Source organism: Vibrio sp. SCSIO 43136 (assembly GCF_023716565.1).
In the GTDB taxonomy this organism is placed as follows: Bacteria; Pseudomonadota; Gammaproteobacteria; order Enterobacterales; family Vibrionaceae; genus Vibrio.
In genome coordinates this window covers 2,069,973-2,086,323 of record NZ_CP071848.1, presented here as the reverse complement: position 1 = coordinate 2,086,323, position 16,351 = coordinate 2,069,973, and the positions used below count along the sequence as shown (strand labels likewise).

The window sequence follows — 16,351 nt, the reverse complement described above, 5'->3', positions numbered from 1 at the left end:
CATTAAGCCGCTTTTTCATTTTTTGGAGCCCTATGTTTCTCGTCAATGGAGTGGCTAGCGACCACGTTTCTATATCTAATCGTAGTTTTCAATACGGTGATGGCTGTTTTAGTACCATTTTGGTCCGTGAAGGTAAGCCCCAGTTGTGGGATTTTCATCGTCAACGTATGAGTGCATGCCTTAAAGTGCTTCGAATTGACGAGCCGGAATGGACACAAGTATTGACTTGGATTGAACAACTGGCGCAATCAATGACACTTGGTGGGATAAAGGTGCATGTTTGCCGTGGTGCAGGTAGTCGCGGTTACGGAATTGACGGCGCTGGCGAGACTCAAGTGACGGTTAACGATTTCGCTTACCCTAATCACTATCAACGCTGGCAACAAGTGGGCGTCGCCCTAGGAGTGAGCCGTGTTAAACTGGGTCACCAACCGATACTGGCGGGTCACAAACATAATAACCGCCTTGAGCAAGTGCTAATTAAAGCCGATGCGCAAGATCAAGGTGAACTCGATACGGTAGTCCTCGATATCGATGAGCGAGTGATCGAAACCAGTATTGCCAATCTTTTCTGGGTGAATGCCCAAGGTCAAGTATGTACCCCTGACTTACGTAGCTGTGGAGTAGCAGGGGTCATGCGACGCCAAGTTCTGACTCTTTTAAAGCAAATGGGTGTTGAAGTGAAAGTGGATCACTTTATGCTCGGCGATCTCATGCAGGCTAAGACGGTTTGGATGACCAACTCCTTGATGGAGATAGTTCCTATTTCTTCCATTGATGGCTATCGCTTTGCGATAGACGCAATAACACGCCAACTTCAGGAGAAACTTTCGACGTGTTAAAAAAACTCTTTATTGCCATTGTGTTGATGGCTGTTGTCGCCGCTGGCGGTGTTTTCTATGCCAAGCAGCAAGTTGAGGTTTATGTTAATCAGCCAGTGAGCATTGATGAGCCGACACTGATCACCGTGAAGTCAGGTACCAGCTTTCACGGCTTACTCAATCAGTTTGAGCAAGAAAACTGGATTAAACCGACGGATTTTCGCCGTATAGTGGCTCGCCTTCACCCTGAGTTGGTGAAAGTAAAAGCGGGCACATTTATGATGCCAGAAGGCAAAACTTTGGCTCAGATGCTTCATCTTCTTGCCGAAGGTAAAGAGCACCAGTTTGCGATCACCTTTGTTGAGGGAAGCCGTTTTTCCGAGTGGCGAGAACAACTGGCTCAAACGGAACATATCGAGCATGCCACTGCTGATATGAGTGAAGAAGAGATTGCTAAAGCTCTAGGTTCGAAACACAGTAAACTAGAAGGATTATTTCTGGCTGAGACCTATCACTATACTGCTGGTACCAGCGACTTAGACATCTATCAGCGAGCATTCGATAAGCTTGCGCAAACGTTAGAAAATGCTTGGGATGAGCGCCAGAAAGATCTTCCGCTAAAAAACAGTTACGAAGCACTGATCCTGGCTTCCATTATTGAGAAAGAAACGGCGATTGATGAAGAGCGAGAGCGAGTCTCCTCGGTATTCGTCAATCGCTTAAATCGAGGCATGCGTTTACAGACTGACCCAACCGTTATTTACGGTATGGGTGATGCCTATGACGGCAACATTCGCAAAAAAGATTTGCGTACGCCCACGCCGTACAACACATATACAATAAAAGGACTGCCGCCGACACCAATTGCAATGGCAGGACCTGCGTCTATCATTGCATCGGTGAACCCTGAGAAAAGCAACTATCTTTATTTTGTTGCGAGCGGCCACGGTGGTCACGTATTTTCAAAGTCTCTTGCAGAGCATAACCGCGCTGTTCGAGCCTATTTAAAAGTATTAAGAAGTAAAAAATGAGCCAAGCCAAATTTATCGTAATCGAAGGCCTTGAGGGTGCAGGTAAAAGTAGCGCCATTAGTAATATCTTGGAGACATTACGTCAGCATGGTATCGACGCCATCACTCAAACTCGCGAACCGGGTGGAACAGCACTGGCTGAAAAAATGCGAGCTTTGGTTAAAGAGTCTCACGATGGTGAAGAGCTGCAAGACATCTCTGAACTGATGCTGATGTATGCCGCTCGAGTTCAGTTGGTAGAAACAGTGATTAAGCCAGCGCTTGCACAAGGTCAATGGGTGGTAGGTGATCGTCATGACCTTTCATCACAAGCCTACCAAGGCGGTGGTCGACAAATTCCGGCTCAAACCATGCAGTCGTTAAAAGACTTAGCGCTTGGTGACTTTACCCCAGATCTGACTATCTATTTAGATATCGACCCACGTTTGGGCCTAGAAAGGGCGCGAGGCCGTGGCGAGCTAGACCGTATCGAACAGATGGATATCAGCTTCTTTGATCGAGCACGCCAGCGTTACCTTGAGCTGACACAAAATGATGACAATGCGATCATCATTGACGCTTCTCAAACGATCGATAAAGTATCAGCGGATATCTGCTCTGGGTTATCTCAGTGGCTTGAGCTGCAAGGTTAATCGATATGGCATTAACCTATCCGTGGCTTACACCGCTGGCAGATTCGTGGAAGCAGGTACTTAGCAATAACCGAATGACTGGGGCGCTGTTGCTTGAGTCAAGCAAAGGGCTCGGTGTTGAGCAGTTGGTGGAGCATTTCACTCAAGCGCTCGCCTGCAACAGTAGTGACGGTGAAGCGTGCGGCTTTTGCCACAATTGTGAACTTGCTAAAGCCAAGGTGCATCCAGATATTCACTGGATGCAGCCAGAGAAAGTAGGCAAAGCGATCACCGTTGATCAGATCCGGCAGTGTAATCGCTGGGCGCAGGAGTCCTCCCAGTTAGGGGGAAAACGTTTGATCATAATCTCTCCTGCGGAAGCGATGAATGAGTCCGCTTCTAATGCTTTATTAAAGACGTTAGAAGAGCCTGCACAAGATTGTATTTTCCTGTTGGTGACTCAAAACAAACCAGCACTACTAGCAACGATTGTGAGTCGTTGTCAGTGCTGGCGTGTAGAAGTTCCATCGACTCAAGAGTGTTTGAGTTGGCTAAAGACGCAAGACCTTCATAAGGTGAGTGATGACGCCATTGTGTTAAATCATGGTGCTCCCCTTGAGGTATTTGAGTTCTATCAGTCTGGCAAAGACAAGCAGTATCAGCAGTTGATTGCAGCGATACAGCGCTATTTAGAGTCACCATTGGCAGACCCCGCTCCGGTGTGGAAGTTACTTAAGGAGTCAACACTTGAGCAGCTGCAATGGTTAAGCTACCTGCTGTTAAAACTGCAAAAACACCACTTTGGTTTGGTTGACGCAGAGCTTCAAGGGCTCGCTAGCTCGCTAAGCTATAATAGTGCCTATCAGGCGATGGTCAGCCTCAATGAGCTAGTGGCGCAGTTAACTCAGTTCCCAGGGCTCAATCAAGAACTGCTGGTCCACGACTGGCTATTTAAATTACACGGTAAAAAAGATGTTTGTTGATTCACATTGTCACCTTGATAAGTTGGATTATCAGGACTTACACCAAGGGATTGAAGATGTTGTCGCAAAGGCCAAACAGGCGAACGTAGAAAAACTTTTATCTGTCGGTGTAACCTTAGACAGTTTCGAAAACATGATGGAGATGATTGCTCCTTTCGATAACGTTTTTGCGTCTTGTGGTGTGCATCCATTGGATGTAGAAAGCCCATTTGACCCTGAGCGTATGCGGACCTATGCCCAGCACCAAAAAGTGGTCGCTATCGGCGAAACCGGCTTAGATTTTCATTACAAACCAGAGACGAAAGCTCTACAGCTAAAATGTTTTGAAGCACAAGTTAGTATTGCTACTGAAGTAGATAAACCACTGATAATCCATACCCGCAATGCTCGTCCGGAAACACTGTCTATTTTACGTGAGGGGCAAGCAGAGAGATGCGGTGGGGTTATCCACTGTTTTACCGAAGATCTGGACTTTGCAAAAGCGGCAATGGATCTAGGCTTCTATATCTCGATTTCAGGCATAGTGACCTTCCGAGCCGCTACAGAGCTAAAAGAGGTGGTATCTGCACTGCCTTTAGATAGATTGCTGATTGAAACGGATTCGCCTTATTTAGCGCCAGTTCCTCATCGTGGTAAGGAGAATCAACCAGCGTATGTGGTAGAGGTTGCACAATACATTGCCCAATTGAAGGGGGTAGGGTTAGGCGAAGTGGCCAAACAGACCACTCTGAACTTCAATGAACTTTTTTTGCGTTAAAAATTGAATCAACTTCGAGACTGAATAAAAAATGAGAGCTTAGGCTCTCTTTTTTACATTTAAAGCTTTGGTTTTAATGTTTACTAATTATGTTGGCCAAATTAGGCGCAATTTCTGCTAAATGTAATTTTGTTACGTAAAATAACAAACTAGTTCTAGTTATTTACATAGGCAATTCTACGGAAAATACACTATGTGTTTAATTATCAATATCTTACTCTGATAATTGCTTAATCGGCTACTGTACGCTGTTGTGATCTAGAACTTGTTTTGAAACTAAATTTCACTACTGGCTAGGAATGGTGAGTTGAATCACGATATATTTTGAGGCGGAAAATATAATTCTTTTTAGGAATTAATTCCTTTGCAATCTGACATGTTTACTAAGCTTATACACGTGTATTGCACGAGCTATGGCGGGTAAGCAAGGCTACGGGGGTGTGCCGTCAGGTTGCAAGAAATACTAATAATCTTTCAGGAGCATATAATATGTTTAAGAACCTTTTTGCTAACCTGCAAAAAGTTGGTAAGTCACTGATGCTACCAGTATCAGTACTTCCAGTAGCAGGTATCCTACTTGGTGTTGGTGCTGCCGACCTAGGTTTCATCCCAGAAATCGTATCTAATCTAATGGAACAAGCTGGTGGCTCTGTATTTGGCCAGATGGCACTTCTATTTGCTGTTGGTGTAGCACTTGGCTTCACTAACAACGACGGTGTAGCAGGTCTTGCTGCAATCGTTGGTTACGGCATCATGACTGCAACACTAGGTGTTATGGCTGGTGTTATGGGCGTTGAAAAAATCGATACAGGTGTACTAGGTGGTATCCTTGTCGGTGGTGTTGCTGCTTGGGCATTCAACCGTTTCTTCAAAATCCAACTTCCAGAGTACCTGGGCTTCTTCGCTGGTAAGCGTGCTGTGCCAATCATCACAGGCTTTGCTGCGATCGGTCTTGGTCTTGTACTTTCTATCGTATGGCCTCCAATCGGTGGCGCTATCGCTTCGTTCTCTCACTGGGCTGCAAACCAAAACCCAGAGCTAGCGTTCGGTATCTACGGTATTGTTGAACGTTCTCTAATCCCATTCGGCCTACACCACGTTTGGAACGTACCATTCTTCTTCGAAGCAGGTTCTTGTGTGAACGCTGCTGGTGATGCTCAGACTGGTGTTCTAACTTGTTACCTAGTTGCTGATGAAGCATCTCGTGCTGCTGGTAATGGCTTCGGTCAACTAGCGGGTGGTTACATGTTCAAGATGTTCGGTCTACCTGCCGCTGCTATCGCTATCGCTCACTGTGCTAAGCCAGAAAACCGTGCGAAAGTTATGGGTATCATGGCATCTGCTGCATTAACTTCGTTCCTAACTGGTATCACTGAGCCAATCGAATTCTCATTCCTATTCGTTGCTCCTGTACTGTACGCAATCCACGCACTACTAGCGGGTTCTGCATTCGTTGTGACTAACATGTTCGGTATCGTACACGGTACATCGTTCTCACACGGTCTAATCGACTTCACTGTTCTGTCTGGTAACTCTCAGAACATCATGCTGATGGTTGGTTGTGGTCTTGTTTACGCAGCGATTTACTACTTCGTGTTCCGTGCAGTAATCACAGCAATGGACCTTAAGACTCCAGGTCGTGAAGACGAAACTGAAGAATCTGCTTCTGTAGCTTCTGGCTCTGAGCTAGCGGGCGAGCTTGTTGCAGCATTCGGTGGTAAGCAAAACATCACAGGTCTAGACGCTTGTATCACTCGTCTACGTGTATCTGTTGCTGAAACTGAAGCAGTTAACCAAGACAAGCTTAAGCAACTTGGTGCGGCAGGCGTGGTTGTAGTATCTGGTGGCGTTCAAGCTATCTTCGGTACTAAGTCTGACAACCTTAAAACAGACATGGATGAGTGGATCCGTAACAACGGTTAATCCCTACTAAACTCATTAATTCCCCTATAGTGAAAAAGAAGGCTTCGGCCTTCTTTTTTTATGGAATTGACAAACAACTGACGCAGGGGCTCTTTACTCAACTCGACGATTTTGCGAAAACACGCTTTTCTTTGAGCACAGGATAAGTTCATGCGTATCTCTACTTCACTTTTGGTGGCGGCTTTGGCTGCGACTCCCGCATTTGCCAACGACACTTCAAAGCCAGATTTGAAACTGGGTTTTGGCTATGACCAAGGCTTTAGTTTTCTGGGCCAATACGACAACAAATACAACTTTGCGATTGGCAATAATGGTGTTGCAGTAGATTACCTGTTTCACAATGAGATGATCGATCAGCAGACGGACCTTTCTTGGTACATTGGTGCTGGTGGCTGGATTGGCTGGCGAGAGGATGGTGGTGTTCGCACACCGATTGGCGTTAATTGGAAATTTGCTCAAGGTTGGGATGGCTACGCTCAATTGACTCCAGGCTGGAATATCTTAGGAGACAAAAAACTGGGTGTGGGTGCAGGGCTTGGTGTCCGTTTTAGTTTTTAACTAGTGTATTGAAATTAGGTGAGTTTTTGCTCACCTAATTTAGTTTGTGACCTTATAGGCAATATGGTTAATCACATCGACGGTGAACTTGATGAATGAAAACTTTACTGTTATTAATTTGTTAAGTAACAGGAGGTGTTGTATGGAATCTGATTTGAAAATGGCTCTGGGTATTGTTGGAGCGATCTTTACCGTGTTAGTCGCCTATGGTCTGATTGCGATCTGGGCAGGTTAAGCGACTGACTTCGTGGTCAATAACGGGCTCGTAACCGAACAATCCGCTCAACTTGATGATACTCGCTTTCGCCATTATTTGAGCGGAAAAACCAGCTTGGTCGCCCAAGGCGGCGGCCAACGTAGCATTTTTACGGCTGGTGTTTTAGATGCGTTTCTCTACGCTAACTTTGACCCTTTCCATTCCTTTTATGGCACTTCTGCTGGTGCACTGAACCTTACCGCTTACCTTTGCCGTCAAGCAGAACTTGGCAAAGCATTTCTTCTCGACCTCACGACGCAAAAGGAGTTCTTTCATACCTTAAGTTATATCCGTCGTAAGCAACCGATGGGGCTTGATTGGGCACTAGAGAAAGTGTGCCATTACCCTTATAAACTCGATTTAGACATGGGGCAACGGGTATTGGGGGATAGAGAAGCATACGCTTCTGTCACCGATGTAGTGCACCTCAGAGACCAATATCTACCCATCTTTACACCGCATTGGAAAGAGGTGTTGACTGCGACCTGTGCGATCCCTCGGCTCTATGATAAGCCTGTGTCAATAGATGGAATCGAGTATTACGATGGTGGCATATCGGCATCAGTGCCTGCACAACAAGCTTGGCGTCAGGAAGCACGCTTAATCGTAGTCATTAGAACAGAATCCATTGGTGAAAATTTGCCTCAGGATGTGGCACCCAGTGAGCAAACCCCGACATTACCCGTTTGGCTAAGAGAGCCCGTGTCCACGATTCAAGAGAAATGGGATCTGCAAGTCGAACGTTGGAAGCAAGAGTGGACAGGTTTTTTAAAAGGGCAGTTTGAAAAGTCACTTCCGAAGCAAAAGCTCGCAAAATCTTTGTCGTTGGATGGGGGACGTTGGCTGTTTGGTTCTGGCGATGTTTACCGTCTGAGTCACCTGCTTGGCGAGCATTTTGACTCTGGGTTGGCCGATATGTTGATGGTGCACTACCAAACTTATGCTTTGACTCAGCAGTTCTTAAATAATCCGCCTGATGACTGCTTTGTGGTTCAAATCTGCCCGAAAACACCACTTCAGTCTACACCGCTGCTCAGTGAGCCTGAGGCACTTTTGCATGATTACCAGCTTGGGTTCGAAGCTGGTAATCAATTTGTCAAAGCGTTTCAATCACCACTTGAACAGAGGCAAAAGAGCGCCAGTTAGCGCTTATTGCACTTCAAGGATCCTCAAACAGTTCGTCGACCCCACTACGTCCATCACATCCCCTTGAGTGATAATGACCTTGTCACCCACATCGAGTAGTCCTGCTTCCTTCAGAGTTGAAATGGCTTCAAGTGCCGTAGGCAGGCCTGAATCGGCTTCTCGATTGAAATAAACGGGAGTTACCCCACGGTATAGGGCGCAGCGGTTAAGCGTCGCATCGTTGCGTGAGAGGGCAAATACTGGCAATCCTGAACTCAATCTAGACATCATCAAGGCTGTTCTGCCTGATTCAGTCAGCGCAATCATTCCTTGCACCCCTTCTAGGTGGTTGGCGGAATAGATGGTCGCCATGGCAATGGCTTCTTCTGCAGTGCTAAAGGTACGCTTTAGTCGGTAAGAGGAGACATTGAGCTCTGGCATCTTCTCAGCGCCCATACATACACTTGCCATCGACTTGACGGTGGCGACAGGGTGGGCACCTACGGCGGTTTCACCTGATAGCATTACCGCATCTGTTCCATCGAGAACCGCATTGGCAACGTCCATCACCTCGGCGCGCGTTGGTAGGGGGTTGACGATCATTGACTCCATCATTTGAGTGGCAGTGATGACTGTTTTATTTAAGCTGCGTGCGCGGCTAATTAGCTGTTTTTGCACACCGATGAGCTCAGGGTCACCAATCTCTACCCCAAGATCGCCCCTTGCAACCATAACCGCATCTGACGCCTCGATGATGTCATCCATATTTTCTTCAGTAGCAACGGTCTCAGCACGTTCTACTTTGGCGACAAGTTGAGTATTAAGGCCTGCATCAACGGCTAGACGTCTTGCATACCGCATGTCTTCACCGTTTCTAGGGAAAGATACGGCCAGATAATCGACTTTTATTTCAGCGGCGGTCAATATGTCTTGTTTATCTTTCTCCGTTAGGGCTGCGGCAGATAGCCCTCCACCTTTTTTATTGATGCCTTTGTTATTGGAAAGAAATCCACCCACTGTGACTTTAGTGTGGACTCGTGGCCCATCGACCTGAGTAACTTCAAGTTGAATTCGGCCATCATCTAGGAGCAAAATATCGTTCTTTGAGACATCTTTACACAATTCAGGGTAGTCAAGGCCGACGGAAGTTTGAGTGCCTTCGCCCTTGGCTAAGTCGGCGTCGAGCGTAAACTTGTCACCATGGTTAAGCATTACTTTGCCATCTTTGAAAGTCGAGACGCGAATTTTCGGTCCTTGCAAATCGCCAAGGATAGCGACATGGATGCCATGTTTTGCCGCAATATTTCTTACACGATTAGCTCGTTGTACGTGATCTTGAGGTTCTCCGTGGGAAAAGTTCATGCGTACAACGTTAATGCCCGCACTGATGATCTGTTCTAAAACGTCACCGTCATCGGTGGCAGGGCCTAGGGTTGCAACTATTTTGGTTCTTCTGAGGCGTTTGGACATCTTTCTCTCCGTTGAAATACACAATCAGCAAAGTATTGGGTGTGATAGACAAAAGTTTGCAAGATACGGTTATTAGCAGTGTAGTTTGAATTTGATATTTTTCTATGTGAAATAAGCGCGAAATCTAAGTGCTACTTAATTATAAAATGCCAGAATTCTTGTGAAGATCCGCTCATTTGAGTTTTATGCGTGATACTGGTCACGACGTTTAGCCTTGGCACTTCACAATTACTTCGCAAAGTAAAAAAATTAACTCTACCAACAGCTCACCAATTTTCTATTCCAATTTATTACAAAGGTGAGCACCTATTTTTGTCGGAGTTATTTATGTACATGGCTCAACCTGGCCATATCGATCACATTAAGCAAGTCAATGCCGGTCGTGTATATAAGCTTATTGATACCCTTGGGCCTATATCACGAATTGATTTGTCTAAGACCAGTGAGCTGGCACCTGCGAGTATTACCAAGATTACTCGTGAATTGATCGATGCCCACCTTATTCACGAAACGACGGTGCAAGAAGCCACCAGTCGTGGTCGTCCGGCAGTCGGTTTGCAAACCGATAATGAAGGTTGGCAGTTTCTATCAATGCGACTAGGGCGTGGTTATCTCACCATTGCACTGCATGAGCACGGGGGCTCTGTACTGGTCGAAACTAAAATTGATATTGAAGAAATAGAGCAAGACGATGTACTTACTCGTTTGTTGCATGAAATCGAAGAGTTCTTTCAATCCTACAGCAATATTCTAGACAGGGTGACCAGTATCGCCCTGACACTGCCTGGGTTAGTCGATTCACAAAAAGGGGTGGTGTTGCAAATGCCGCACTACAACGTCGATAACCTTGCGTTGGGCCCTGAGATATACAAGGCGACGGGTCTACCTGTGTTTATCGCCAACGATACTCGAGCTTGGGCATTGGCTGAGAAACTGTTTGGTAACTCGCAAGATACCGATAACTCTGTTCTGATTTCGATTCACCACGGCTTAGGTGCGGGTATTGTATTAGACGGGCATGTGTTGCAAGGGCGTCACGGTAACATTGGTGAATTAGGGCATATTCAAGTTGATCCTAATGGCTCTCTTTGTCATTGCGGTAATCGAGGCTGCTTGGAAACTGTCGCAAGTTCTCATGCGCTGCGAGAGATTGTAACTAAGCGAATCGAAGCGGGGGATAAAACCTCGATCCCTGTCAATAACGTTACCATTGAGGCCATCTGTGAAGCGGCAAATCAAGGGGATGCTTTGGCGGTTGAAGAAATTGAACGCCTAGCTAATCACCTGGGTACTGCTATCTCGATCGTTGTAAACCTATTTAACCCGAAGAAAGTGTTAATTGGTGGTGTGATCAATGAGGCCAAGTCAATCCTATTTCCTGCCATAAAAGCGTGCATTGAGAGCCAAACCTTGCCTGTATATCACCGAGATCTTCAATTAGTTGAAAGTCGATTCTATAATCAAGCGACAATGCCTGGCGCAGCGTTAATCAAACAAGCAATGTATGACGGTGAGCTTTTGATGAAGGTGATCGAAGGTTAATTTGGCCTTCCATTGTCCAGCTCAAAGCGAGTGTACATATCTATCTTTAATCAATTGCTTTGTATCTCAGATAGCGCAATTTGAGTGAATGCTGTACGCTGTATGTATAGATCTAATCGGTGAGAAGCAATATGTCCGGAGTTTTAAGTACTGTTGACCAAAGAACTAACCTAGTCGGTGAAAACCGCCTAGAGCTTTTGTTGTTTCAGCTCAATAGTAGTCAGATTTTTGCGGTAAACGTGTTTAAAGTGAAAGAAGTGCTCAAAGTACCGCCTCTCACTAAGCTCCCTGGAGCTCATCACAATATCACGGGTGTTGCGACGCTGCGTGGTGAACCTGTCCCTATCATTGACCTTCGCGCCGCTATTGGTTTTCGCTCGATGACAGACGGCGAAGAAGCTAACTTGATCATTACAGAATATAACCGCACCACTCAGGGCTTTTTAGTTGGGCAAGTAAAACATATCGTTAATACTGCTTGGACAGAAATCCAGCCACCACCAAAGACAGCTGGACGAGCAAACTACTTAACCGCTATAACCCAAATTACCGAAAATGATATGAACCGTATTGTTGAAATCATTGACGTAGAGAAGGTGTTGGCGGAAATCGTTGATTACGATACCTCGATTTCTGAAGGTGTATTGGATGATGATCTTGTCGGTGAAATGGTTGGACGCAAAATTTTGGTTGTCGATGACTCATCAACCGCAAGAAACCAGATTATTGGTACTCTAGGTCAATTGGGCATTGAGTTTGTAGAGTGTAACGATGGGCTTGAAGCGCTAAAATTGTTAAAGACATGGTGTGACGAAGGTAGAGACGTAGCAAGAGAATTGCTGATGATGATCACTGATGCGGAAATGCCAGAAATGGACGGTTATAAGCTAACCCACGAAGTGCGTAGCGATCCTCGCATGAAAGACCTTTTCGTTACCTTAAATACTTCGTTAAGTGGAAGCTTCAACGAAGCGATGGTGAAGAAAGTAGGCTGTGATCGTTTTATTTCCAAATTCCAGCCGGATTTGCTGGTAAAAACGACACAAGAACGTCTAAGAGAAATTCTGAGTTAAGTCGAACGGAAAGTAGGCAATAAAAAGGAGCGTAAAGCTCCTCTTTTAATGTTAGCGTTTTGGCTGAGCATCGATACACTGGCCGTGAACGGATTTCCCTTCCGGGGACATGAGGTACACGTAGAGCGGGATGATATCGAGAGGCGTCTTTAGCTGACCAGCATCTTCAGCAGGGAAGGCTTGGGCACGCATCTTAGTGCGAGTGCCACCTGGGTTAATCGCATTGACTCGAACACTGGAGTCTTCCAGCTCATCAGCAAGCACTTGCATCATTCCTTCGGTCGCAAACTTGGAAATAGCATAGCTGCCCCAAAAGGCTCGTCCGATATGACCTACCGTTGATGTAGTGAATATTAAACGTGCGTCTTCAGAGGCTTTTAGCAATGGTAGTACCGCTTGGGTAAGTAGCATCTGGGATTTAACGTTAACTTGCATTACATCATCGAAGCTCTCTTCATCGATTTGCTCAAACGGACTAATAACGCCAAGCAGCCCTGCATTGTGCAATACACCATCTAGGCGACCAAATTGGCCTTCAATGGTTTCTGCCATGTCGATGTAGTTCTGTTTGGTTGCCCCTTTTAGATCGAGCGGGATGATTGCAGGTTGAGGAGCGCCTAGCGCTTCAATTTTGTCATAGGTTTTTTCAAGTTTAGCGACGGTTTTCCCAAGCAAGATAACAGTTGCTCCTTGCTCGGCGTAGCTCAATGCTGCTTGTTTACCTATGCCGTCTCCAGCGCCTGTGACAAGAATGACTTTATCTTTTAAACCGTTTGGCGCAAATGAATACTCCACGTCTACCTTTCCTTTTGTTACTTGATACCCTTGCCCTGCAATGAACGGATTTGATTGAAATATCGCAGTGTTCATTGGTGGCTCGGGTAGAATCTACCGACAACAGTGTGGCATTTGTTATTGCAAGATGGTTACAATACACCAATTCGTCTTTTAGGGGATAAACCATTGGAATTTTTATTAGAATACGGACTGTTTTTAGCTAAGATCGTCACAGTCTTGGCAGCAATTGCTGTACTGATTGTCGTCGTCAAAGAATCTAAAGCCTCGGCAACCAAAGGTGAACTTGAAGTAGTAAACCTGACTGAAAAGCATCAAGAGCAAGTTGAAGCGCTAGAGACGCATTTGTTTGATGAAGCTTACTTAAAACTTCGCCATAAAGCGGAAAAGAAAGAGAACAAAGCCAAACATAAAGATGAAGAAAAGCAGGCAAAGAAGGCCGAGAAAGAAGGCAAGCTAGAGCCGACTCGTCAGCCTCATCTGTTTGTGCTTGATTTTAATGGCAGCATTGACGCCAGAGAAGTGACCTCATTACGTGAAGAAATCAGTGCGATTTTATCCGTAGCGCAAGAAGGCGATGAAGTATTACTGCGCTTAGAGTCTGGTGGCGGTATGGTTCACGGTTATGGTTTAGCATCGTCTCAGCTTGATCGCATCAAAGCGGCCAACTTGAAGTTGACAATTGCGGTAGACAAAGTAGCCGCGAGTGGTGGCTACATGATGGCATGTGTTGCTGATAAGATCGTTGCAGCGCCATTTTCTATCGTTGGCTCTATTGGCGTGATTGCTCAAATCCCTAACTTTAATAAGATACTTAAAAAGAATGACATCGAGTTTGAACAGCTCACTGCTGGAGAGTACAAACGCACCTTGACTATGTTTGGTGAGAACACGGATAAAGCTCGTGATAAATTCAAAGAAGAACTCGAAGAGACCCATGGCCTGTTTAAAGACTTCATCGCTGAGCGTCGTCCTGAGTTGGAACTGGAAAAAGTGGCAACGGGAGAACATTGGTTTGGTACTCAAGCGAAAGCGCTTGGCTTAGTGGATGAGATCTCGACCTCTGACGACTTGGTTCTAGCAGCTTGCAAAGAAAAGACCGTGCTCGCGATTCATTTTGTCAAGAAGAAGAAACTGTCAGACAAGTTATCTGGTGTTGCGGGTGATGCTGCGGAAAATGTGTTGATGAAACTAATCAATCGTGGCCAGCGTCCACTTGTCTAAGTCCGACTGGGTCAATAGATCATAATACTTGCTAACAAAATAGCCCTGCAATCGCAGGGCTATTTTTACGCTTTCAAGCTAACCAATTATTGGTTCAGTTCTAGCTGGTAGAAGCTTGCTTTCACGTAGTCACCTGCTTCCATGCCACGCCATTCACAGCCCGAGCTGCTCTTCTTGGTGTTACACTGGTTGTAAGCACCGGCTTTAAAGTACATCCAAGTGTTTCCGTAACCTTGGTCAACATCGTGGCCTTGGTATTTGCCTTTTTTCAGGTCAATGTCGTAAGTCTTGACGACCTCGTTCGCTTCACCTGGGTTTTTGGTAAAGGTTAGGTGCATGATGTCGCCTTTGACGTTCACGCTATAAGAGAAGATTTCACCTAGTTTGATGCCGTCTTGTGGGTCTTCTGACCCCTGGCGAAGGTTATGCTGACCAAATACATCATGACGGATATCTTGTCTTAGTTTTTTCCCATTTTCGTCTTTAGCATTTTGTAGGTCACGTGGTGGGTTTAGTTCGTAGTTCCATGCCAGTGAACCATACTCATGCTCTGGCAGTTTACGGTAAACGACTTTTAGTGGTTCGTTCTTCGCACCGTGGATCTGGCCGATCACAACACCAAATGCCCCATTTTTCTTGTAGTTGCCGCTAACACTGACTTGATCAACCGATAGCGTTGCTTTTAGTTCGCCACCAATAGCACCGTATTGAGATGCGTCAGGGTGTGATGCAATCACGAAGTTGTTTGCAGGTTCACCATAGTCAGTTGCAAGCATCGCACGCAATTCACTGCGGGTATTCTTACTATTCGGTGTGGTTGGTGCGTCGTTTGGTGCAACGAACACGACTGCGCCTGTCTCTTTATCGGTATAGAACCACTCAGGATGAACATAAGGCGTTTCAGTATTACTCAGCTCCTCTTTAGCGATCTCTAAAGTCTTGCCTTTGCGCGGACCTTCTGTAGTCAGTACCGGCAGGTTGATTTTCCAGTTAGACATATCAAAGTTTTGCGCTGGTGCTTTGGTTGGGTCTAGCTGAAATTTGGCAGACATGGCTTCTGGCGTTGCTGCAACAGCAGAGCCTGCGATAACACTTGTTGCAAGTAGAGTGAGATGAAACTTATTCATTTGTTATTGCCTCAGAGGGTAGGGTTAGTTTCATCTAATGCTACAATACTATTGTATTACTAAATTGTGACCGACGTTGTGCTACTAGAATTAGGTATTGGTCTCGATGATAGTTGTTGGCAAAAATGTGACTTGTCTTACAATTGATAAGCGTATGATGTTCAGTCTGATCCTTGCTAAATCAATGGCATCTTTAGGGTAATGGGTATATAATCCTGCGCCGTAAAATTAAGAACAACGCAGATGTTAACTGCGAAAATCAACGTGGAGTAAGACATGTCCTCAAGTACACCAGTAGTTACTGTTGATGGACCTAGCGGTGCAGGCAAAGGCACCCTTTGTATGTTGCTGGCGGAAAAATTAGGCTTTCATTTGCTAGACTCGGGCGCAATATACCGTGTGCTAGCGTTGGCTGCGATTCATCATGGAATTGATACTGAATCAGAAGAGGCATTAGTTCCAATCGCAACTCACCTTGATGTGCAGTTTATTGCTGAGGGTGAGTTAGTAAAAGTTATTCTCGAAGGTGAAGACGTTTCTAAAGAGCTTCGTAAAGAAACCACAGGCGAGGCTGCTTCTAAAATTGCTGCATTGCCACGAGTTCGCGAAGCGCTGCTGCGTCGTCAACGTTCGTTTTCAGCAGCACCTGGTTTGGTTGCTGACGGCCGCGATTTAGGTACGGTTGTATTCCCAACTGCCGAGGCGAAAATCTTCCTCGATGCGAGTGCGGAAGAAAGAGCTAACCGACGCTATAATCAGTTGCAACAAAAGGGTCATGATGTTAAATTTGATGACCTTTTGCGCGAGATACAGGACCGTGACTACCGAGATCGTAACCGACCGGTGGCTCCTTTGCGTCCTGCAGATGATGCGCTAGTGCTTGATTCAACAGAACTTTCTATTGAAGAAGTGGTTGAAAAAGCACTCAAATATATCGAATCTAAACTAGCGTAATTTACGTTAGTCGGAGCGTTGGTCGCAAGGATGATGACTGGCGAATTTATCAACCCCACGCGGTAGGATGCCCGTGGACGTTTAATTTATTGAAGATTAAA

Annotated in this window: 16 protein-coding genes; 13 read left to right on the top strand and 3 right to left on the bottom strand. The window is 45.7% G+C overall.

The features are described from left to right. The first annotated feature begins 32 nt into the window (after positions 1-32). The 9 genes from pabC to J4N39_RS09805 all read left to right on the top strand — a co-directional run bounded on the left by pabC (position 33) and on the right by J4N39_RS09805 (position 8,086). The gene (pabC, locus tag J4N39_RS09845) at positions 33-842 is read left to right on the top strand and encodes an aminodeoxychorismate lyase (RefSeq protein WP_252018655.1); all 810 of its coding nucleotides are present in this window, start codon (positions 33-35) and stop codon (positions 840-842) included. Then, the gene (gene mltG, locus J4N39_RS09840) at positions 836-1,852 is read left to right on the top strand and encodes an endolytic transglycosylase MltG (protein ID WP_252018653.1); all 1,017 of its coding nucleotides are present in this window, start codon (positions 836-838) and stop codon (positions 1,850-1,852) included. Before pabC ends, mltG begins: the two co-directional genes overlap by 7 nt. Continuing rightward, complete coding sequence (tmk, locus tag J4N39_RS09835; protein WP_252018651.1) at positions 1,849-2,484, top strand: dTMP kinase; 636 nt, start codon at positions 1,849-1,851, stop codon at positions 2,482-2,484. Before mltG ends, tmk begins: the two co-directional genes overlap by 4 nt. A gap of 5 nt (positions 2,485-2,489) precedes the next feature. Continuing rightward, a complete protein-coding gene (gene holB, locus J4N39_RS09830) occupies positions 2,490-3,446 on the top strand; it encodes a DNA polymerase III subunit delta' (RefSeq protein ID WP_252018649.1) in 957 nt (318 codons plus the stop codon). After that, entirely contained in the window at positions 3,436-4,203 is a 768-nt protein-coding gene (locus J4N39_RS09825) for a TatD family hydrolase (protein ID WP_252018647.1), read from the top strand. Before holB ends, J4N39_RS09825 begins: the two co-directional genes overlap by 11 nt. A 489-nt stretch (positions 4,204-4,692) precedes the next feature. After that, positions 4,693-6,126 (top strand): PTS glucose transporter subunit IIBC, encoded by a 1,434-nt coding sequence (ptsG, locus tag J4N39_RS09820; RefSeq protein ID WP_252018645.1) that lies wholly within the window; start codon positions 4,693-4,695, stop codon positions 6,124-6,126. 150 nt (positions 6,127-6,276) lie between these two features. Further along, positions 6,277-6,684, top strand: a complete 408-nt coding sequence (locus tag J4N39_RS09815) for a hypothetical protein (RefSeq protein ID WP_252018643.1) — start codon at positions 6,277-6,279, stop codon at positions 6,682-6,684. A gap of 142 nt (positions 6,685-6,826) precedes the next feature. After that, positions 6,827-6,919 (top strand): cytochrome bd-I oxidase subunit CydH, encoded by a 93-nt coding sequence (gene cydH, locus J4N39_RS09810; protein ID WP_252018641.1) that lies wholly within the window; start codon positions 6,827-6,829, stop codon positions 6,917-6,919. Positions 6,920-6,931: 12 nt separating this feature from the next. Beyond that, on the top strand, positions 6,932-8,086 hold the full coding sequence (locus tag J4N39_RS09805; RefSeq protein WP_252018639.1) for a patatin-like phospholipase family protein: 1,155 nt from the start codon (positions 6,932-6,934) through the stop codon (positions 8,084-8,086). 3 nt (positions 8,087-8,089) lie between these two features. Here J4N39_RS09805 and pyk read toward each other — a convergent pair whose 3' ends face one another. Further along, complete coding sequence (gene pyk, locus J4N39_RS09800) at positions 8,090-9,535, bottom strand: pyruvate kinase (RefSeq protein WP_252018637.1); 1,446 nt, start codon at positions 9,533-9,535, stop codon at positions 8,090-8,092. Between the two features lie 327 nt (positions 9,536-9,862). Here pyk and mlc point away from each other — a divergent pair, with 327 nt between their 5' ends. Beyond that, positions 9,863-11,077 (top strand): sugar metabolism global transcriptional regulator Mlc, encoded by a 1,215-nt coding sequence (gene mlc, locus J4N39_RS09795; RefSeq protein WP_252018635.1) that lies wholly within the window; start codon positions 9,863-9,865, stop codon positions 11,075-11,077. Positions 11,078-11,208: 131 nt separating this feature from the next. Then, entirely contained in the window at positions 11,209-12,150 is a 942-nt protein-coding gene (locus tag J4N39_RS09790) for a chemotaxis protein CheV (protein WP_252018633.1), read from the top strand. A gap of 51 nt (positions 12,151-12,201) precedes the next feature. Here the strand turns inward: J4N39_RS09790 and J4N39_RS09785 are convergent, their stop codons facing one another. Further along, entirely contained in the window at positions 12,202-13,020 is an 819-nt protein-coding gene (locus J4N39_RS09785; protein ID WP_503062904.1) for a YciK family oxidoreductase, read from the bottom strand. A gap of 93 nt (positions 13,021-13,113) precedes the next feature. On the opposite strand from J4N39_RS09785, the gene sohB reads away from it, so the two are divergent. Then, a complete protein-coding gene (gene sohB, locus J4N39_RS09780) occupies positions 13,114-14,169 on the top strand; it encodes a protease SohB (RefSeq protein ID WP_252018631.1) in 1,056 nt (351 codons plus the stop codon). 86 nt (positions 14,170-14,255) lie between these two features. Here sohB and J4N39_RS09775 read toward each other — a convergent pair whose 3' ends face one another. Next, positions 14,256-15,296 carry a polysaccharide lyase family 7 protein gene (locus tag J4N39_RS09775; RefSeq protein WP_252018629.1) on the bottom strand — a complete coding sequence of 347 codons (1,041 nt, stop codon included), beginning with the start codon at positions 15,294-15,296 and terminating at the stop codon, positions 14,256-14,258. A 276-nt stretch (positions 15,297-15,572) separates the two neighbouring features. Between J4N39_RS09775 and cmk the strand changes: the two genes are divergently transcribed. Continuing rightward, positions 15,573-16,250 carry a (d)CMP kinase gene (gene cmk, locus J4N39_RS09770; RefSeq protein WP_252018627.1) on the top strand — a complete coding sequence of 226 codons (678 nt, stop codon included), beginning with the start codon at positions 15,573-15,575 and terminating at the stop codon, positions 16,248-16,250. Positions 16,251-16,351 lie beyond the last annotated feature (101 nt).

Coding starts and splice junctions, on each gene's coding strand:
- pabC (WP_252018655.1), top strand. CDS start 33: ATGTTTCTCGTCAATGGAGTGGCTAGCGACCACGTTTCTATATCTAAT.
- tmk (WP_252018651.1), top strand. CDS start 1,849: ATGAGCCAAGCCAAATTTATCGTAATCGAAGGCCTTGAGGGTGCAGGT.
- holB (WP_252018649.1), top strand. CDS start 2,490: ATGGCATTAACCTATCCGTGGCTTACACCGCTGGCAGATTCGTGGAAG.
- J4N39_RS09825 (WP_252018647.1), top strand. CDS start 3,436: ATGTTTGTTGATTCACATTGTCACCTTGATAAGTTGGATTATCAGGAC.
- ptsG (WP_252018645.1), top strand. CDS start 4,693: ATGTTTAAGAACCTTTTTGCTAACCTGCAAAAAGTTGGTAAGTCACTG.
- J4N39_RS09815 (WP_252018643.1), top strand. CDS start 6,277: ATGCGTATCTCTACTTCACTTTTGGTGGCGGCTTTGGCTGCGACTCCC.
- cydH (WP_252018641.1), top strand. CDS start 6,827: ATGGAATCTGATTTGAAAATGGCTCTGGGTATTGTTGGAGCGATCTTT.
- pyk (WP_252018637.1), bottom strand. CDS start 9,535: ATGTCCAAACGCCTCAGAAGAACCAAAATAGTTGCAACCCTAGGCCCT.
- mlc (WP_252018635.1), top strand. CDS start 9,863: ATGTACATGGCTCAACCTGGCCATATCGATCACATTAAGCAAGTCAAT.
- J4N39_RS09790 (WP_252018633.1), top strand. CDS start 11,209: ATGTCCGGAGTTTTAAGTACTGTTGACCAAAGAACTAACCTAGTCGGT.
- J4N39_RS09785 (WP_503062904.1), bottom strand. CDS start 13,020: ATGAACACTGCGATATTTCAATCAAATCCGTTCATTGCAGGGCAAGGG.
- J4N39_RS09775 (WP_252018629.1), bottom strand. CDS start 15,296: ATGAATAAGTTTCATCTCACTCTACTTGCAACAAGTGTTATCGCAGGC.
- cmk (WP_252018627.1), top strand. CDS start 15,573: ATGTCCTCAAGTACACCAGTAGTTACTGTTGATGGACCTAGCGGTGCA.